Annotated in this window: 11 protein-coding genes; 4 read left to right on the forward strand and 7 right to left on the reverse strand. The window is 36.1% G+C overall.

Annotated features, from left to right (window positions below; all coding sequences use genetic code 11):
- Positions 1-79: 79 nt before the first annotated feature.
- The 5 genes from HT99x_RS08710 to HT99x_RS08730 all read right to left on the reverse strand — a co-directional run bounded on the left by HT99x_RS08710 (position 80) and on the right by HT99x_RS08730 (position 8,429).
- Positions 80-3,403, reverse strand: coding sequence for a tRNA nucleotidyltransferase/poly(A) polymerase family protein (locus HT99x_RS08710; protein ID WP_075065963.1), 3,324 nt, complete (start codon positions 3,401-3,403; stop codon positions 80-82).
- Positions 3,404-3,671: 268 nt separating this feature from the next.
- Positions 3,672-6,761, reverse strand: a complete 3,090-nt coding sequence (locus tag HT99x_RS08715) for a trypsin-like peptidase domain-containing protein (protein ID WP_075065964.1) — start codon at positions 6,759-6,761, stop codon at positions 3,672-3,674.
- A gap of 163 nt (positions 6,762-6,924) precedes the next feature.
- Positions 6,925-7,695 carry a sulfate transporter CysZ gene (gene cysZ, locus HT99x_RS08720; RefSeq protein WP_075065965.1) on the reverse strand — a complete coding sequence of 257 codons (771 nt, stop codon included), beginning with the start codon at positions 7,693-7,695 and terminating at the stop codon, positions 6,925-6,927.
- A gap of 93 nt (positions 7,696-7,788) precedes the next feature.
- Positions 7,789-8,064 (reverse strand): hypothetical protein, encoded by a 276-nt coding sequence (locus HT99x_RS08725; RefSeq protein WP_075065966.1) that lies wholly within the window; start codon positions 8,062-8,064, stop codon positions 7,789-7,791.
- A gap of 11 nt (positions 8,065-8,075) precedes the next feature.
- Positions 8,076-8,429, reverse strand: a complete 354-nt coding sequence (locus HT99x_RS08730; protein ID WP_075065967.1) for a hypothetical protein — start codon at positions 8,427-8,429, stop codon at positions 8,076-8,078.
- A 309-nt stretch (positions 8,430-8,738) separates the two neighbouring features.
- Between HT99x_RS08730 and HT99x_RS08735 the strand changes: the two genes are divergently transcribed.
- Entirely contained in the window at positions 8,739-11,873 is a 3,135-nt protein-coding gene (locus tag HT99x_RS08735; RefSeq protein ID WP_075065968.1) for an ankyrin repeat domain-containing protein, read from the forward strand.
- Between the two features lie 2 nt (positions 11,874-11,875).
- On the opposite strand, the gene HT99x_RS08740 is transcribed toward HT99x_RS08735, so the two are convergent.
- Positions 11,876-14,677 (reverse strand): hypothetical protein, encoded by a 2,802-nt coding sequence (locus HT99x_RS08740; RefSeq protein ID WP_075065969.1) that lies wholly within the window; start codon positions 14,675-14,677, stop codon positions 11,876-11,878.
- Between the two features lie 477 nt (positions 14,678-15,154).
- Complete coding sequence (locus HT99x_RS08745; RefSeq protein ID WP_075065971.1) at positions 15,155-15,574, reverse strand: secondary thiamine-phosphate synthase enzyme YjbQ; 420 nt, start codon at positions 15,572-15,574, stop codon at positions 15,155-15,157.
- A 165-nt stretch (positions 15,575-15,739) separates the two neighbouring features.
- On the opposite strand from HT99x_RS08745, the gene HT99x_RS08750 reads away from it, so the two are divergent.
- From HT99x_RS08750 to HT99x_RS08760, 3 genes are all read left to right on the forward strand, one after another.
- Positions 15,740-17,317 (forward strand): FAD-dependent monooxygenase, encoded by a 1,578-nt coding sequence (locus HT99x_RS08750; RefSeq protein WP_158003372.1) that lies wholly within the window; start codon positions 15,740-15,742, stop codon positions 17,315-17,317.
- 245 nt (positions 17,318-17,562) lie between these two features.
- On the forward strand, positions 17,563-18,225 hold the full coding sequence (locus tag HT99x_RS08755) for a hypothetical protein (RefSeq protein WP_075065973.1): 663 nt from the start codon (positions 17,563-17,565) through the stop codon (positions 18,223-18,225).
- A gap of 22 nt (positions 18,226-18,247) precedes the next feature.
- Positions 18,248-18,868 (forward strand): hypothetical protein, encoded by a 621-nt coding sequence (locus tag HT99x_RS08760; protein ID WP_075065974.1) that lies wholly within the window; start codon positions 18,248-18,250, stop codon positions 18,866-18,868.
- Positions 18,869-18,876 lie beyond the last annotated feature (8 nt).

Below are 18,876 nucleotides of genomic sequence, written 5' to 3' on the forward strand. Positions count from 1 at the left end.
CCCCGGGTTCCACTCACTTGCCTTACGGCGCGTTCGCTTTACCTGGGGCTATTAAATCGCAGCTACCGCTGCTTAACATTTAGAAACCACCTTGTAAATTAGGTTTTGCTTTAACAGACTTTGCTGTTGATTGACGTAATTTTGGCGTAGGCTCACTGCTTGATTTTACAAGAAAATCACTCAAGGTAGGTTGGCTTGGTTTACGCCAGCCAGGACTACTTTTAGCCCTAGATTGATTATATTGAGGTACCACAGCAGTCTTAGGCACTTTATCACTTCTAGCATAATTCTGCTGAGGCATTGAAACTTTTTCTCTCGTTTCATCTCGCCCTTTATGATGACGTCTTTGTTGCTCAACCGCGCGTTTTAGCTCAACTTGAACATTAACTTGATAGTTTCTAAAATCAATGTAGTACATTTCAAATAATGCTTTTACTGAATTGGTAAAACAACTTTTTTCTATATCAGAAAATGTTCCTTGATAAGTATTACAAAAAGAGTCAACCACTTCTTCAGCAGCTTGAGATAATGAATTGGTCATTCCAACTCTTTGGTAAAACTCTGGCAACAGTAAAAGCCCTAAAATGGAATAAGGCGTATATAATTCCTCTCGTCCTGCATCCGATATAGAATCAATTTCCGACATTTTATTATGCAGATATCCCCAATAACACTCCCAAGGAAAGTTACTAAAATCAATGCTTGTAGGAGGCGTCATAAAACCATAAATATACAAATATAGTAACCCTGATAAATGACAGCCTGCTTTTCCATTTAAGAAAAAACTGCTTAGTTTTTTCATGTATTTACCAAATGGCAAATGAGTCATGTTTTGGGCATTACTATAAATGGCAGGGAAATAGTCAGAGCTAATACATTTATTAACGTGATTGGCACCCTGAATCAGACGTAAAATTCGAGATGGGTCTTCTGCTAAACGCTCATTGACATCGCCTATCATCACTAAATAGGGTTTGTCCAAATCAGCAATATTACCCAATAAATCATAAACCCTCCCTTCACGATCTGCAATGAAGGCATTGATGGTGAGATCGCGTCTTCTTAATTCTGCCTCTAATGAAAGCTCGGTACAGAGAATATCCATATCCCTGATTTCAAAGAGCCCCAAAATAAATGGATTTTCTACGCAGGGTTCTTTTAAAATCTCTGCCAATAGTGATTCCGGGCAATTCGTAATAATATCAACGTCATTGGATGGAATGTTTAGCAAACCATCTCGAACATAACCGCCAACAACAACTGCCCAGTATCCCGCTTTATTGAGTAGCGTTAGCATTTTAGCCACTTCTGGCTTTATTGGAATTGTTAGTCCGGTAGGAGCAATCGGCAAATGAACATTCACCGGCTCATCGTCAACAATGATAGATTCGACAATAGTTGGGATGGTCGTTTCATGGATCGAAGAAGATGCTTTTGCTGGCACTTTCTCATCATCATCTTGCTTTTGGATATCCACTTCAAGCACAGGCAATGCCACAGGCAGAACGACCTCAGCCTCAGCAATACCTTCTTGTTCTTTCACATTCAATTCTTGCATAAACGTTGTGGTCAATAGCGCAGCTGGAGCCACAAACGTCGTATCTGTTTCAACACTAGCAACATTCACTTCATCTGACACCAATACCAAATTAGCTAATAAATGGGTGGTATCCTCTATTGTTTCCTCTAATAAAGGTAATGCCTCTTTTTCAGCAGATTTTTCGTCTTGGTTGTGGGGTAGTGCCTTATTCTGTTTACCTTTAGTTGAAAGCAGCAAACTCGGCGCTCCTTGCACACTACTTTTTTGATGACGCGCCCTTTGTTTCTTACTTTGTGGTTTTTGAGGAGATGTTTTTGCAACAGAGGGGACAGTTTGTGATACCTTAGTTAAGCTGCTACTGGCTGATTTTACTTTAATCGGTTCCTCTGATTGAATTTTTAAATCAGACAATAAAGCCGTGACTTCTTCTACCGGTTGCAGCTGTGGCGCTTGCTTTTTAGGGATTTCTACAGGCACGATCTTAATGCTTTGTGCCGCTTGCTTTGCTAGCGCTTCTTTAGCTTCTTTAGCTTCTTTAGCTTCTTTAGCTTCTTTAGCCTCATTCGCTTTTTGTAAAGCTATCAGTTTTAACCGGGTTTCAATGGATCTTTTAACCAGGTCTTCCAAGCATTCACAAAGTAGCTTAGTAACCATCACGGTTTTAGTCGATTGGGCAAATAAGTTTTTCCAAGTTAACAATAGCTTATCAATATACGGCAATAAGACTAACGCTTGAGTAAGTGATACTTGTTCAATTTGTAATACATAAGCCCAACTCTGGTGAAAATCCATATTCACTTCTGTTAAGGTTTGAATATCATCCAGCTTGCGTGAAGCATTTTTTAAGGTTAATGCCCCCATATCTTGAATCACCTGTTCCAGGTTAAGGCTATAATCCTGGGATGGGGCTTGTTCTTTTAATCTCGTAAGAGCAGCTAACATGAGTGCTGTCGACATATTTCCACTTTTATACATAGCAAGTAGCATTTGCTCTGCAAATGATGGATTATAAGCGGATAACCAATCGAGTTTTTTTTGTAATCCCTCTTTTAAGGCATGCTCTACGGATGCTTGTTCATAATGAGCCACTTTCACTATTTGAGGAATTCTTTCACCGAGTTTTGCTATCATAGCGGCTGCATTGTCATGCGCTTGTGCTGATATTGCTTCGGCCCCCACCAATTTGTTTATAAAGCAAATATCTAATTGAATATTGATAAGATTTTCAAATCCTTTCCAAATTTTAGTTTTGGCTCCCTCTAACAAGTGTTGGGATAAGGTTGATTTCTTTTCTTGTACTACATTTTCCAAAAAAGCAGCATAATAAGGCGTATGTTTAATAACAATTTGCCTATATTGTTTTTCTAATTCTAGTAAAAGCAGGTTTTCACCTATCGGAGCAATATTGTTACCTAAAATGGTTTTTATAAATTTATAAGAATTTGTTACATCTTCCCAAAGAGCATTATGCAATTGTAATGTCACCTCTTCACAATCAAGGTGATGGGGAACAACGCATTCGAGCAAATAATGAATAATATTGATTTTTTTATTCATTGATAATAATGTCGAATTGATTGCTTCAAATGTTTGTGGCGTACTCATCATAGCCAACTGCGTTTCAAGCACTTTTGTTTGCAGCAGCTTAAGCAGCTCCTTCAGCAGCAGCTTGGTACGGGACGTGTTCGTCAAATAAGATTGATACTTTTTATCGAGTACCTGATATTGCGGATTGCCAGATATCGCCTGGACCTTTGCTACATCATTAAAAAGCCTTTGGGCAGTTTCCTGGTATTTCTTGAAGTATTGCTGGCTATTAGAACTAGAAGAGGAAACAGTTTGGGCACGAACACCTTTTTTCATAATGACTTCTTTTTAATATATTTTGGAAATCTCCCTGACTTAATATGTAACGCCCATCCCTTCGGTACAAAGGGGCGCAAGTTTACCATTATAGAGGACTTCTCCAAAGCTCTTTTTGAATCAAAGATGGGGACGGGTGTCTTTATTGGAGGATCTATCGCGTGACCGGTGTGATTGACGTTAATAAACTATAAGCTTTCACTCTCCTCTAGAGATTAATTAGATAAGACAAAGAGGGCGATGCCCTCTTTGCTAGATAACGTAGAAATTATGCACCTAATCTCGGATTAGTTCTCGATTCAGCAATCTTCTCAACAATATCAGTTCTTTTGGTATAATTGGTGTTGGATATCCTAAAAATAAATTTTTGTTCAGGCCTAATGCATTTACTAGATTTACATTCAAGCTCAAATATTTTAGTCTCTGAATCATTGACAAATTTGCAAACATCATCTAAAGAACGAATTGGCGTGCCATTTATCTTATTCAAAAATAATAATTCCTTATTATTTTTTTTAATGCCAGATAATTCTTTCAGCGCTCCTGGCAATATTTCAAGAATAGCGACTTTAGTGCTTTCATCTCTTCGCTGTTTTTGCAATTTACTGGCGTAATAAACTAATGAAGGTGATAAACCTGATGAAGTTGAAGGAATACTTTGAATGACCCCTTCATCAAAATTACACAGCATGAGTTTTTCACTAAAAATAATCACTGGCGCGTCATTGTTATCTTTTCGTACACTACTAATTTTAGTATGAAGTGGCCAAGTACTGTCAACATGCGTATGAATAATGCATTCTTTCCCATTACGCATCACATTAATGGAGATAGGATCGCCGATTTCTTGTAATTCAAAGAACAGTCGACATGAAATGTCATTTCCTTCAATAGAAATTGTTCCTTTCCCACTCACGGGGTAAATGCGTTGTTCCTTATCAATTAATTCAAGCAAAATATCACCGATTTCAAGCCCGGAAATATTACCGTTTAGCGCACAAATTTTTGCTCCGATTAAGCAGTCTGGTTCTAATCCATGCGCTTGTTTTAATTTTCGATCAGTGATAAGCATGAGATCAAATGGAACACCAGGCAAAGCTGGATAAGGACTATGAACAGCATCGCCATGGTGCATTTGTTTTAGCATTTTATTGAGAAATATAACAGGTCTTGAGAAATTAGATAATTGGGCAGCCCTTGAACCCATTGAATGGATACCAATAACAGCACCCGTATTCATATCAATAACAGGCCCTCCACTATTTCCGCCACTGGTAGCAGCATTATATTGAATGACTAATTTATTACGTTCGAGATAACCAATCGTCGTCACTTGACCAATTTGAATTTTAGAATTCGTTTTATCTCCTGCCGCAGCGCCAGGAAATCCTATCACCGCAATCTTACTCTGCAGTTTTGGGAAAAGCGATGCACTATCCAAACTTAAAGGATAAGCTATTTCGTCAAATTCCTTTTGCAAATCAGGATGCACCTGCAAAACAGCTATATCATGCTCATTATTTAACATTAATATTTGCAGTTCGAAATCTTTCGATTGCATTGGAAAATTGGCTTTTAGTTGCGTTTCGACGGTGTATCCTAAAACATGCGCACAAGTGATAATATAATTCTTGTTTTCATAGCGAATGATAAAGCCACTACCTGTGCCGTTTGAATCAATACCATATTGCAAAGGGTTAGTGTAAGAGCGTGCTCTTATTGTGGCATGTAAAAATAATACGCTATACTTACTTGCTTCTTCAATTGAAAAATGATTAGTTCTAGCTTCTGTTACTTCTCTTTTGCATTCTGGTATGCTTCTGCTTTCATAGCGATACAAGCATGTGGCAGATCTTTTTGCAGGATCGGTATTTAACAATGAAAGAGCGGATAAAGATTCTTTCATCGCAGACCATTGAACACTGTCACTAAAACGTCTAGTAATAGATTTTGTTGCTAAAACCTCATCATTCTCTTCATCTGACATTTTAATCCCATGAGCCCTAACGGTTCCGTCACCCATCGTTCCTTCAAGATCGTAATGAGAACCAACAGGTATTTTTGTCATCAAATCAATCAACATGCCTAAATTTCTAATAGGCATTCCATCCACTTTTTTCAAAACAAATGGTACAGTAGGTGCAACATTAAAAGGGCGCCCATCCGCACTAAATAGTGTATTATTCGTTAGTGTTTCTGTGATTAATATCGTTTCACTATCTTCATGCTTCGGAAATCTATAGCTCTTTCCTAAACTATGACTATTTTCTGGTTTTAAATTGGGGATGTGCAGTATGTTACTTTGCGTAACTAATTGTAAATATAAATGGCTATTGGCCACTTGGAATACAATACTATTGACTATGGCAAATTTACCATCACTTTTCATATGATTAATGGGTTGTGAAAATAATTTTTTATCTACTTCAATTTCACATCTTTGCCGATCACGATATAAAGTAAAACTTAATTTATCTGCTTCTGTCAGAAGCCCTATTGCCGCTATACTAATGTTACCCAAAGTAGGATGTTTGATATGTTGGCACTCAATCGTTGCTCCATTAATCTCAATTAAAATATCCCCTCTGCGAAACGGATACCCTGCATAAGATGGGCAATCTTGAATGCTACACCCATAAGATTGTTTTTCTTTTGCGACCGCTTCTTCAGGAAGATATAAATGATAATTGTCTGAAGTAAGATCCATTAATTCAAATTTGATATGTGGATAATGAATATAAAGGCTTTGGCTATCCGTTAATAACAATCTCATCATATATTGAATATGAAAAACTGAAACCACATATTTATCAGCAGCATTAATCATATAAGCAATTAATTTGCCTTCATTATTTAAAATTGGACCAGGCTTTGACAAGCCATTTTCGACTTCGACATTTTGAGATAATGAAAAACAAAATTGACCATCGAAACGAAATCGCTTCGCTTTAAGAGTTGTGATCACATCTTTTTGACTTCTAAGATCTTTTTGAAAAAGATTGACATCCTCTGAATCTTTGACTTCAAAATCATTAGCCAACTTCACGGCTTGCTCATGGAAACGATGAAAAACACCAGGGGTTTTGGACTTTAAAATAATCAAACGTGTTTTTGCACAAATCATTACAGGTTCTAATTCTATACGTTCCCCTTTATCTACAGCTGTTAACTGTAAATCTTCAATTTTTCTAAGAACTAATTCATTAACATTAAGTCCAGCAACCAGTCCAAATTCTCCTGGTTTATATTCAATAAGCGTACCGATCTTATTTGTACTTCCATATTCCATCGGCATATCAAGATAAGGTTGCAGGGAGTTAAAGCCAACATAGGCAAGTTCTAAAGGGAAGGTTTTCATATTTTTTTCCGTAGAATTTTCAACGGACGAAATTACATCACATTTCACTCTCAATGTTAATTATAATTTTTTATTCTACGAACTTTATTAAAAAAACTGAAGAAGATCGAACATTTTCCTTATTTGTTCGATCTATTTTCTTTCATTTACTTTCTCATTCGAACTAATGTTCACGTTTTAATTTTTCAACCCAAAGCTTGGTTGCTCCAAGCACCGCTGCTGGCAATACAAAAAAATTAATAAAGGGAATACTGCTAATAGCACAAACAGCTAAACCAAATCCTAAACACAGTGCTTTGTTTGTTTTAAAAGCCTTTATTAATAACGCAAATTTGACGTGTTCATTATCAGCTGGATAATCGATATATTGAATCGCCATCATCCAAGCGGCAAACCAATAAAGCAGAATGGGGGTTAACAGATTAAACGGTGGGATAAAATATAAAATGACTGAAATTGCACCAACTAAAAGTCCCCGAGGAAGATAATACAAAAATTTTTGCCCTTCACGCAGTAAGGATGCACCCACTGTTTGCAACAATGGACGAGATGGCAAGGTTTCCCCTAATACCTTGGCATACGATTCACTCAACAAACCATTAAAAGGCGCTGCAGCAACATTAGCACAAATCGTTGCCAGCACCGCGCTGATACCCAGAAAAAGCACCAATAAAGAGGTGATAATAAATCCTTTAATAAAGGAGAGAATCCCCCCTATCCATTGCAGCCAAGAGGGCCAGGAGCTCACAGTCAATATACTTAATTTATGGTTAAGGTAATGAATACCTAGATAAAATAACACACCAAAAATAATGAAATTGATCAAAAGCGGTACATAAATATACGGTTTGATATGAGGATGGGTGTAAACTTTAAAGCCCTGCAGCAGATATTTTGCACCCTGTATAAAATCAGATTGCCTTGTTGCCAACATATTGCCTATTAAAAATCTGGATATCTATTAGCAAGGATAGCAACAAAATCGCCGTACTAGACTATCTTCCTCAAAGTCTAATACGGCATGATATTACATGATTGAACAGCGGCGTTTCGATGGTTTATGTTCTAGATTTTCTAGTTCTTTAAATACCAGTTCTAAGGTTGGCAGAACATTGTCAATATTGGGCACTATTTGAAAAACAGTCTCAACAAAATTGCGATAACGCTCTAATCCTTCTGGGCCATATTGACGTTTAAAAGCCGCTCTTAGCGGACAATTATGACGATAACCATCCTTGTATTCTTTTTCAAGAAGTGGATAAAAGCGTTCAATTTCTTCTTTGGTAAAACCACCCAAAGCCATAACTACCCCATCTACAATATCGTACAAAATCGCTTTTTCTTAGGCTTGATTGATGCTTCTATCTCGTCACTGCCACCGATAATGTTATCTGCTGTGAAAATGAGAGTAGGTGTTTTTGGCATCGATTCTAAGCACGCTAACAATTCCTCTAATGTTGGCAGCTTATTTTCTGAATCAGGGATCTTCGGTAAAAAAGTCTTAACAAAGTTTTGAAATCGACCTAATGCTGTCATGCCATGGTCTTGTTTAAACTTCTCTCTCGCAGGCGCTTTATATTGATATCCATGTGTATAAGTTTCTTGTAAAAGAGGATAGAAAATTTCAATTTCTTCTGCTGTGAAGGGTCCATACATATTAATGGTCATAAAGCCACCTCGATAAAAAATTAAAAGATGTTAACACACAATGTTAAACATCCATCTTATTTCCAGTATTTATCATCATTTCTCGATACATTTATAAAAAAAATTCTTATTCTTTTTATAAATGTAAGAATAATTCTTAATGCAAAAAATCTTCTCACTTTGCCAAATAGCGAAGGTGAGAAAGCAGCTCCCTGTTTTTACATATTGCAAATAGTAAGTTGAATCGCTATTATTCGTCAGGTTTTATTCGAACATCTGCCGAATAAATAAGTTATTCGACTATGTTTTTGCTTGTGTGAGCTATAACAGATGAAAGCACGTGAATTAATCAAATTAATGACGGCCGAGTTAACTGAAGATCAAATACTTACCAAGATGAAGTCCAAACTCGCTAAAATAAAGTTGCCACTGGAAACGTCTTTCAAGGGCATCACCCCCTTACAAGTAGCAGCCACCCGAGGCCACACCAAAATATTAGGCTATTTGATAGAAACACAACACGCTAATCCAAAGGCAATCCACAGTAATGATAAAACCGCATTAGAAGATGCTATTTTTAATCGTAAAACCGATGCTGCCCTTTATTTAATCAGCAAAATGAAGGGCTTTGATAGCAAACTATTTCATTCGATGCTACTGCTTGCTGTTCATTTGCAGCAGCTGTCAATCGTCAAAGCGATTTTGAACCAAGAACCGCATCTCATCAATTACAGAACAACGGAGTTGATGAAAGAAGCCCTAGACCAGCCTTCCAATGATATTGCTATATTTTTATTACAGCAAGGCGCTCATCGAATGATCTTAGTTCACATTCCAGGCAGTGAATCTCCCTATAGCTATGCGCTAAGACGACTAAACGATGAAATTCTAACTTGCATGTTAGAATTTGGTGCGAGTCCATTTCATTGCGATAAAAATAGTACCCCGACTGCTGTTTGGGAACCTTTGCTCTCAAGTACCGGCACCAATAATCAAAAACGCACTTGCGCCAACATTTTATTCGCAGCGGGTGCAGGGCTTGACATTCAGACTATCCCAGATGAAGTTTTAACTTTATATGGCTTAAATCGCAAGATCGTTGGTGAAATTCTCATTATTGGTGAACAAAAACAAGATAATGGCGTTTGGCAAAAGAAATCAATTTCAAATATCTCTACTCTAACCGCTTGTTTTACCAATCAAAACTGGCGGTTTAATGGTCGTCAGCTGATGCGAGCAGTTTTATCATTCGAAAGTCCAAAACCAACTCATATCAATGCGCTACAAGCTTTATTTCAAGCAAAATGGGACGACCAATCACTTCCCCAGATTTCTATCATTAAACCTGCTGGTTTAAGCAATCATCTCAAAGCGCAGTTAAAAAAAGGAATTAGCACATTAACGTTACGGGAACTTGATTTAGTTTTATGTGAAGCAGCCGTATCTTATCGAGCTGCGTATTCCTTATTTAGAGAAATGTTAAATAACATCTCATCAAAAACAGATACATTTAATCAAAAACAAATCATTAAACAATATTTTAGAAGTTATTCACGTCTAGTCGAATTCTTACAGCACCCAGATTCTACTATTATTTCACTGGGTGAAAACATGACGCTCGCGCAGATCATGGTAGAACCCAATGATATGATGACAAAAATGAAAGTCGTCATGTCATCATTAGAACAACAAGATGATGCTTTTGAAAAAATGTTAATGGTTTTTAATTTGTTCAATGATCATCTTAAGTCATTGCTAAAAAAACATGAAATTCTATTGTCACCTTTATTAGTCAAACAGCTTTTATATATGCTCAGGTTTGAAACAACCCGACTTTTAGCAAATCAATACCTCAATATGAGAAATACTACTTTAGCACTTCATTCAGCGATTGAAGCCAATCGATGTATCAACACCATATTATTAGATAGCTCTCTCAAGATTTCAATTGATGAGTGTAAATATAAATGTTTACTCTTACTTTCTGCCATTTATGCCGCTCAAGGATGCTTTAAAGAAGCCACAAAGGCATTGCAAGAATCGAACAAGTTTTTTCAACTATCAGAAATCACTGAAGATCTTTTCCTTGAAACAGCAGAATGTATCAGAGTCTCACTCAGTAAAACCAACATCACAACACTTGATTTGATTACTTTCATAGAAGTATGCAATATACATTGCTTTAATTTTCTTCTCGAAGAAAATTCATCTCCTCCTTTAGCAGAGCTGGCCATACATTTTAATAATCAATACGAGGAACTGTGTTATCAGTATCTCACACAGACTCAAGCATTTTTTGCGGAAAAATTACAATCGTTTGGAAAACTTATTATTTTTTCAGATTCTTTAGTTTTAATGCGAACGCAAGACATCAACCCAGCGACTTTAAATCTACTAAACTCAAGGTGTGATGTTCAATATTTCTCAGATTCAAATTCAATTATTTTTACCAGAGATTTGTTATTTTCACACAATAGCCACCAGTGGCTTGATGAGTTTATCAATGCCATCACAACGATTGACTCAATTCAATCATCGATTCATCCTATTCCAGATAATAAGCCTGCAGAAAAAGAGCCTGTGAGCACAAGTGTTTTAACAGAATCATTTGCTACGCTCTCTTTACCTTCTAGCAAGACAAAAATTAAAACACAACCTGAATCTCATTTGGTAAAGTGTGACAGCTCTAATGAGAAAGCAGCAAAACACGATAAATTAAATAATTATGGCTTTGAATTATTCGCCGAACAATCTCCTGCTATTCCTGTTGGTGATAAGGATCTAGCACACACATCTACTTTTATTTCGGTTCCTCGCAATGCGAATTTTGCACCCTTATTGAGTTTTAACAAACTTTCTAAACAATGTGTAAGAATAGATGATAAAAGTAATGTCATGGAGGTCAGCATCCGATTACCAACAACAACTAAAATACTAAAAGCAACGGGTAGCGTTCAACAAGAGACGGTAACCGCACAAAATCAATATCGTAGACTTTATCTTATAAAGAACATCGTCACTCCCTCTAAAGTCAATCACTATGGCTTTAAACCATTAGAAGGTTATACACCTCCTATTCCCATTGTGAATAATTATATACCCGATGAAACTTTATTTATTACACTCCCTTGTAATAACCCGACATTCTTACCCTTTTTTGGCCTTTGTTATAATAAACAAACTAACAACTACCATGAAGTTAGAGGGATAGCAGAAAAAGGATTAAATCAACAAGGTGTAAAATTAAGTTCAAAATGGGTAACCGGAAATAATCAGCAACCCACTAAAATAGATATTGCCAGAATGAAAGTATTAGGAGCCGATGGCAAAGGTAAGCTTCGAGCGATTGGACAGGTACAGCAAGAGATTAGAACGCAGAATAACCGTATCAGAAAACTATACGTTATCAATGAAATCGAGGAAAAGAAAAAGGAAAAACGCAATGGTGTACTAAAAAGTCGATAATACTATTTTTTAAGTGTTCTTTCATTTTTGAGTTCCTCTTGCACCTCACGATTTGTCTGATGTTTTTTAGCAATAGGTTCATCATTTGAACGTTGATAGGCTGATGTTAACGCTGCTTTTCGTTTTCTGGTTGAGGAATCTTGCTCAAGCGTCGAATGAGAGGCTGAAGCTTCTTTACTCAAATTTGGCACAACTTGATTTTGCATGCACAGATAAAGTATTTGTTGATAATCATTAAATTCATTTTGCTTGTGTTGACTCAGTTGATTAATCATAGCTCTATTAAAGTTCACTGTCATCTGTTTTTGTTCAGTTGAAGCAGTCGTATAATCTGTAACCATGATACGTCGCTGGCAATTAGTTATTATCATTTCAATCTCTTTGATTTTTTTCTGCGACTTCATTAGGCGAATAAAATTAAGCTTTTCATTCTGCTGTTCTAGCAATTTGTCCTTTTGCAAATGATGCATCTGTAATTGTTTCGTTCTTTCACTTTCAGAAATATGCATCTGATTTATTGCGACAATTTGATTATCTATTTTTTTCATGCCACCCCTTATTTCTTTGATGTTCTTATAGCTTTCACTCATGGAGACATCAAGTACTTTTTGCTCTAACATTAATACTTGCTCAATTAAATATGTTAATCTAATTTCTTTTTCAACAGCTGAAAAAGAGGTGTTATTTAAATTCAACATAGCCATTCTAACTTTATCTAATTGCTGATTTATTTTTTGGATAGCAAAATTGTGTTCATTAATCCCACAATAGCGCAAAGAAATATAGACTGATTTTATTGAATCTTTAATAACATCTTCAACATTTGATTTCAAATAGCCCACAGCACCTTTGGCAACAAAACTGACTCCCAAACCAATCACAGCAGGTAATAATGAGGTACCTGTTGCAACAACAGCTGCGCTAGCGAATGTTAAAGCCGCATAATCAATAGCACTATTGCTAAGATGCGCTCCTGCAACAGAGGCAGTCTCAACCAACAATTTCTCGCTGATATCCATTGCTTCATAAATACCGTCTGCTTTGGCCTTAGCTCGACTATTGAGTGGATGATAGGTCTGACTGCTATCTAAGATTTTTTGTAATTTAATATCTCCTTCTTCACCAAATAACACAAACGACGAAGATCCTGCAACTGCTTTGCCAATGTCTTTAGCGAATTTTTTAGCATGTTTAGACACTTCAACATGTTTTTGCACATTTAAGCCATATTCTTTAATCATTTCATCTTTATAAAATGAAACGGCAAGATCAAATTTAGAGGCAGGTTCAGACTTAACTTCTTCTTCTAGTTTATCAGGTATTGCCTGTTCATCTTCATCTGCTAAAGCAGATGCCAACTTTAATACTCTAGAAAAATTATTTGAATAAGAATCCAACATTTCATTGAATAAGTTCTTTACTTCATCACTTGGCAGTGGCGACACAATGCTATCGATTGAACGCTGTATAATATCTAAAGCCCTCTCTAAATAAGATAAGTGCAATTTTTCAAAACCGAGATCTAATTTGAACTGCGTTTTAAGTGCTACGGCCTGTTTAAGATCATTGATCTGAGTTTCGATTTCAGCAGCAAGTGAATTTAGATTTAATACAGGATTTTCTTTGTTTGCAAATTGCTGCTGCAAAATATCTTTTATGACAACCAATTCTTTATGGATTGTTTTAAGCAGCTGCAATGACTCATGATTTCTAATAATATATAACGAATTAATCTCTGTGTTATCGCCTTGCGATGCTAATATTTCCTCGTTGAGTTCTTTGATTGCTTGAGCACATTGTTTTATGACTGAATCCAACTCACTAAATGCCAAGGGTAGATCCCTCATGTAGGTGGCAATTTTTTCATACATTGTATAGGTTGAACCTATTGCAGATACGATATCAGTTACAACTTGATGTGTTTTTGAAGCTACTTTCTCCACAATCGTTTCGCCCACTTTTTGTAACGTGCTTCTTTGCTTTAGTTTTTCAGCACTATTTCTCATTTCAATCAAGTGATTTAATTTTGCAGACAATGCTTCTTGCTTATCATGCCACTTCTGAAGAAGATGATAGTCACTTAAAGTAGTAGACGTACTTTTTGCTGTATCAATTTTTTGCTGCAGTGAATCGATATTATTGTTGATCTCGCTTATTTTTTGCTCAATTTTATCTAATGCAGCCGCATCAAGTTTGTCAGTAAAAAAATATTGAAAATTTTCAGAAAGCGAACTCATATAAGATGTTGGGTTTACACTACTTTTCAATCTTCCTTGAACAGTGAATTTTTCGTGCTTTCTTTGTAATTTACTTATTTTTCCATTCAATTTCTGTATTTTTTTCTCAAGCGTTTTAGCTAAAGATTCATCTATTCGCTCTTGCTGGCGCAATTTTAGCTGTGTAATTTTATTTTTGATATCTTTAATCTGCTGTGCTATTTGTTCACCCGCAGTAGGTTGTTCAATTGAAATATTCAAATATTTAGCAACATCTTGAACCTCTTTAAAAATATTTTTAAGCAATCCATAAGCCTCTCGCTCTAGTGCATCATATAATAAAACATCATAATGAGATTGATTGGATTTACCATATTGGATATTCTGCATTTTAGCGTTGTAATCCGCTAGCATGGCGGTTATTTTTGCAAGCAAGTCTTGATAAATTGCCTGCGAAGACATTTTATTAAGTTCTTCTATTGTTTTTTGAAGCATGGGCTCTAATTTTCTTTCAATGGCCCTACATTTTTCTTCTATTTTCGAAGGAATGTAATGATAATGTGATTGAGTAACAAATGAGTGTATCATCGACATCTCAACAATTAAGCATATTAATAGTATAGAGATGGCAACAATATAATTAGTTCAGATGATGAATGGAGACAATTAGTTGTATATGCCTAGGATAGGTATAGCACTAGGGACGCAGGTATTTTAAGCACCGCTGTTTACGATTAAAAAATTGTGCCTTATTAAATGTTTTCGGTAAAGATGATTGAATTAAAAGCAATGCGCGTGTTTGCTTCTCATCAAAATCGGGGTTTTTTGCTAAAAATATTCGAATGTAGCTCTGAAGAGTTACGATAGCACGCTCAATGTGACTTCCTCGCACCTCAAGATTACCTTGCTCAATCGGTGCCCGACATTTGACACTTATTATTATCAAGCAAACTAGATAACAACGTTATGTGTCGAACATATCAATGATATAAAGCCCAATCATTCCTAAAGGGGAGTTTTATTTTGCGTATTTCACAACGGTTCGAATAAACCCTTTTGTATTTATTATTCGCCAATGATTTTAATTAAAACGCGTTTTTTCCTTTTACCATCAAATTCACCATAGAAAATTTGCTCCCAAGGACCAAAATCAAGCTCCCCTTCGGTGATTGCAACCACAACTTCACGTCCCATGATTTGCCGCTTGATATGGGCATCCGCATTATCTTCACCGGTATCATTATGACGATATTGACTAATCGGTTCATGAGGCGCTAGCTTTTCCAACCAGACGCTATAATCATGCAACAATCCAGGTTCATCATCATTGATATAAACACTCGCACTAATGTGCATTGCATTGACTAAACAAAAACCATTGCGGATCCCACTTTTTTCTACAGCAGACTGAACTTTATCGGTGATGTTGATAAAAGCAACCCGCGTACTGGTATTAAAGGAGAGCTCTTCTCGATAATGTTTCATTTTTTACCTAATGATGTATTTTAATAAAGATGCTAAGCCTACCTCATCGTAAAAAACACTTCAATTTTAAACAGCAAAAATAAAGCATCGTCGTTATTATGATAAGGAACTAAACCAAGGTGCTATGTTAAGTAAATTGATAGCTGCGGGCTTATGGGTAACCTCATGCAAATGCAAACACCTGTTCTTATTGTCGGCGCAGGCCCTACGGGATTAACTGCTGCACTTAACTTGCGTCAACAAGGCATTGATTGCCTTATTATTGATAAAAAAAGTGAACCGACTAAAACATCGAATGCACTTGCTTTACAATCTCGAACGCTTGAAAATTTAGAAAAACTGGGGATTGTAGAAACCCTATTATCGCAAGGCCATCAAATTAATGGTTTAAAAATCCATAATGAAAACGCTCAAATCGGGCAAATTGAACTCAACAACCTGCCGACCAAATACCCTTTCATTATTGGACTTCCCCAATCTGATACTGAAAAAGTCTTGCTCGATAAATTAAACACACATCAAGTTCAAGTTTTAAGAGGGACAGAGTTAATTGACTTTAAACAAGTTGATGACAAAATTGAAATCACTTGCAAAAATACCGAACAACAAACCATACAAATAAGTGCCAAATGGCTATTAGGCTGTGATGGCTCACATAGTCGCATTAGAGAAAAATTACAGATCCCCTTTCTTGGGCAAGATTTATCCAAACATTTTATCATGGCGGATATCCCAAGAAATGATCATTATACATTGGCTTATGATTATGCAAATGGTTTCTTAAGCCCTCAAGGAACCATGGTTATCATACCACTTAAATCCTTTTATCGTATTATTATCGATGTATCGGAAATTCCTGATCTAAATAACGAAAAAAATCCTTCACTTGAAGTGTTTCAGCAGTTAAGTCAAAAAATATGTCCTTATCCATTGGGCCTTGACAATATGTTATGGGGTTCTGGCTTTTGGATCCATGAACATGTGGTGACAGCTTATCATCGAACCAATATCTTTTTACTGGGTGATGCTGCCCATGAACACTCTCCCATGGGTGGTCAAGGAATGAATACGGGGATCCAAGATGCAATTAATTTGACCTGGAAATTAGCCTTAGTTGAAAAAAATCTCTTAAAACGCGAAGTGTTACCCAGTTATCAAGAAGAAAGATTGCCAGTCGCAAAGAATGTGGTCAGTAAAACCACGATTGCAACCCACGTTATTACCTTAAAATCAAGGTGGTTAATCACTATTCGCAATCATATCATGAAATTTTTACTTCATAAGAAATCTATACTCAATAAAATCACCCAAACAGTTTCAGAATTAAAAATAAATTACATGGGCTCATCCTATGTTGGCGAATCAGACTCATGGTCTGCTGGAATCAAGCCCGGTGACAGGGTACCTAGCATTTTTCAAGCCTATTTAGATCCTAATCAGTTTACGCTCTTGGTTTTTGTGGATGTAACAGCCAAAGAAACAGCAGCGCAATTTATCAAGGAAATATCGAATAACCATCCAGATTTATTGAAAATAGTTGTGATCAGTAGTGAAAATCTGCAAGTTCAAGCAACAGAAGAAGCTCATGATCAAGGTGAACAATTAAAGACGTTAATGGGCATCAAGCAATCTGGGTTTTACCTGGCAAGACCTGATACTTACGTTGCTTATCGAAGTCAAACGCTTAATCACGATGCTTTTAAAGCTTGCTGTGAAAAAGTCGGCATTAAAACACCGTCTTAATAACATGCACTCAAAACGCTGACAGCATTTTCCCTTCATTTTAGAGAAACCATTCTTATTATTGGAACTTTTATTTGCTCTAAAACCAACGAAGTTCGAATAAAAAATAAATTCTTGTCGAAAAATCAATATCTCACCACCTCTCATTCATTTAAAATGACTGATTGTCAGTAAAGGCTTTATTAGAACTTTGGATTTATAGATGATTGCCAACTATATTATTTTTAATCATGGATATACCAATCATGTCACTTAGTTTTTCTACTGAAGATCTCGCTGAACTCGATAAATTACGTCAATTTGAAGATTACAAAGAAGGAGCCCATGTAACTGACGACAGCATTGCCTATCTTGGTTCAACGAGTAATAAGCGTAAAACCAAAACGCACTTAAGAGATGAGCAAGTGATTCAATACTATAGAGAACGTCCTGAATTTTATGGCAAAGTCTTAAATCCTGAAGGAAGAAATGACAATTGGACTTATGAAAAAAATCAAGCATTCATGCTAGGCGCGATTGAGGCTAAAAAAACGTTTATTCTTATTACACCCAGAAGTGAATACGATCACTCATATGTCACCACAACCATTGATGAATTACTCTGGTTAAAAGACAATGGCTACACCTTCAGCAAAGGTAAAGAAGATACTTTGATATGCACACCGTCGAGCGCTGAAGCAACTAATCCTATTATCAGAAATTATTATAATGGTACGAGCAAGTATTCTAAAGAACAAATGAACAATGATAGAAATGAAGTTTTTGGCTTCAAATCTAAAACATATACGCCGTCCTTTTCCTCTTCGGGTAGTAAACAATATAGTAATCCCAAGAAATACAGCACAAACAATGATGGTTGGACACAAGTTGGAAATAAACAAAAATCATCTAGTTTTACCGTGAAATAATCTATTTAATAGAGGTGTTGCTATGCTTAATCAATGGACAGCGTCTAGAGCTAAAGGAAACAATTGCTTTCTTGCAGAGCATTGCAACACCTCTCAAGAACTTCAACAGCAAGTCACTAAAAATGAATATCGCTGCATTGTGCTTAATAGTAATTCATTAAGTGATATGGATTTACAATACCTATGTTATCTAAACTATCTTGAGAATTTATCTATTGCCGATGTCGAAATCAAGGGTTCATGTTTAGCAGTATTACTCAATATTCCAGGTCTAAAATCACTTGATATTTCGCATAATTCTTCTCTTGAACACCATTTAATGTTACAAAATTTAATCGAACATATGCCAAGAAATTCTTTAGAGCGATTAGATGCCAGTGACAACTTCTTTGATTACCTTACACTACACCAATTAATTATTTTGGCATTTTATTGTGCTAAAAATGGATTTAAACAATTAACACTCGGCAAGCTCGATTATCTTTCAAAAGAAGAAATCCGTTTATTATCAGTCCTGATAAATAAATTAAGCGTTAACAGTCCAGACATTAAAATTGAATCCACTACTTTAAATGAGCATCAAATTGGTAAAAGACTTGCTTCAAGCTGTAGCATGGAAGCAATGAAGGGATATTCTTATTAAGAAATTCC

It is taken from the genome of Candidatus Berkiella aquae (genome assembly GCF_001431295.2).
Taxonomy (GTDB): domain Bacteria; phylum Pseudomonadota; class Gammaproteobacteria; order Berkiellales; family Berkiellaceae; genus Berkiella; species Berkiella aquae.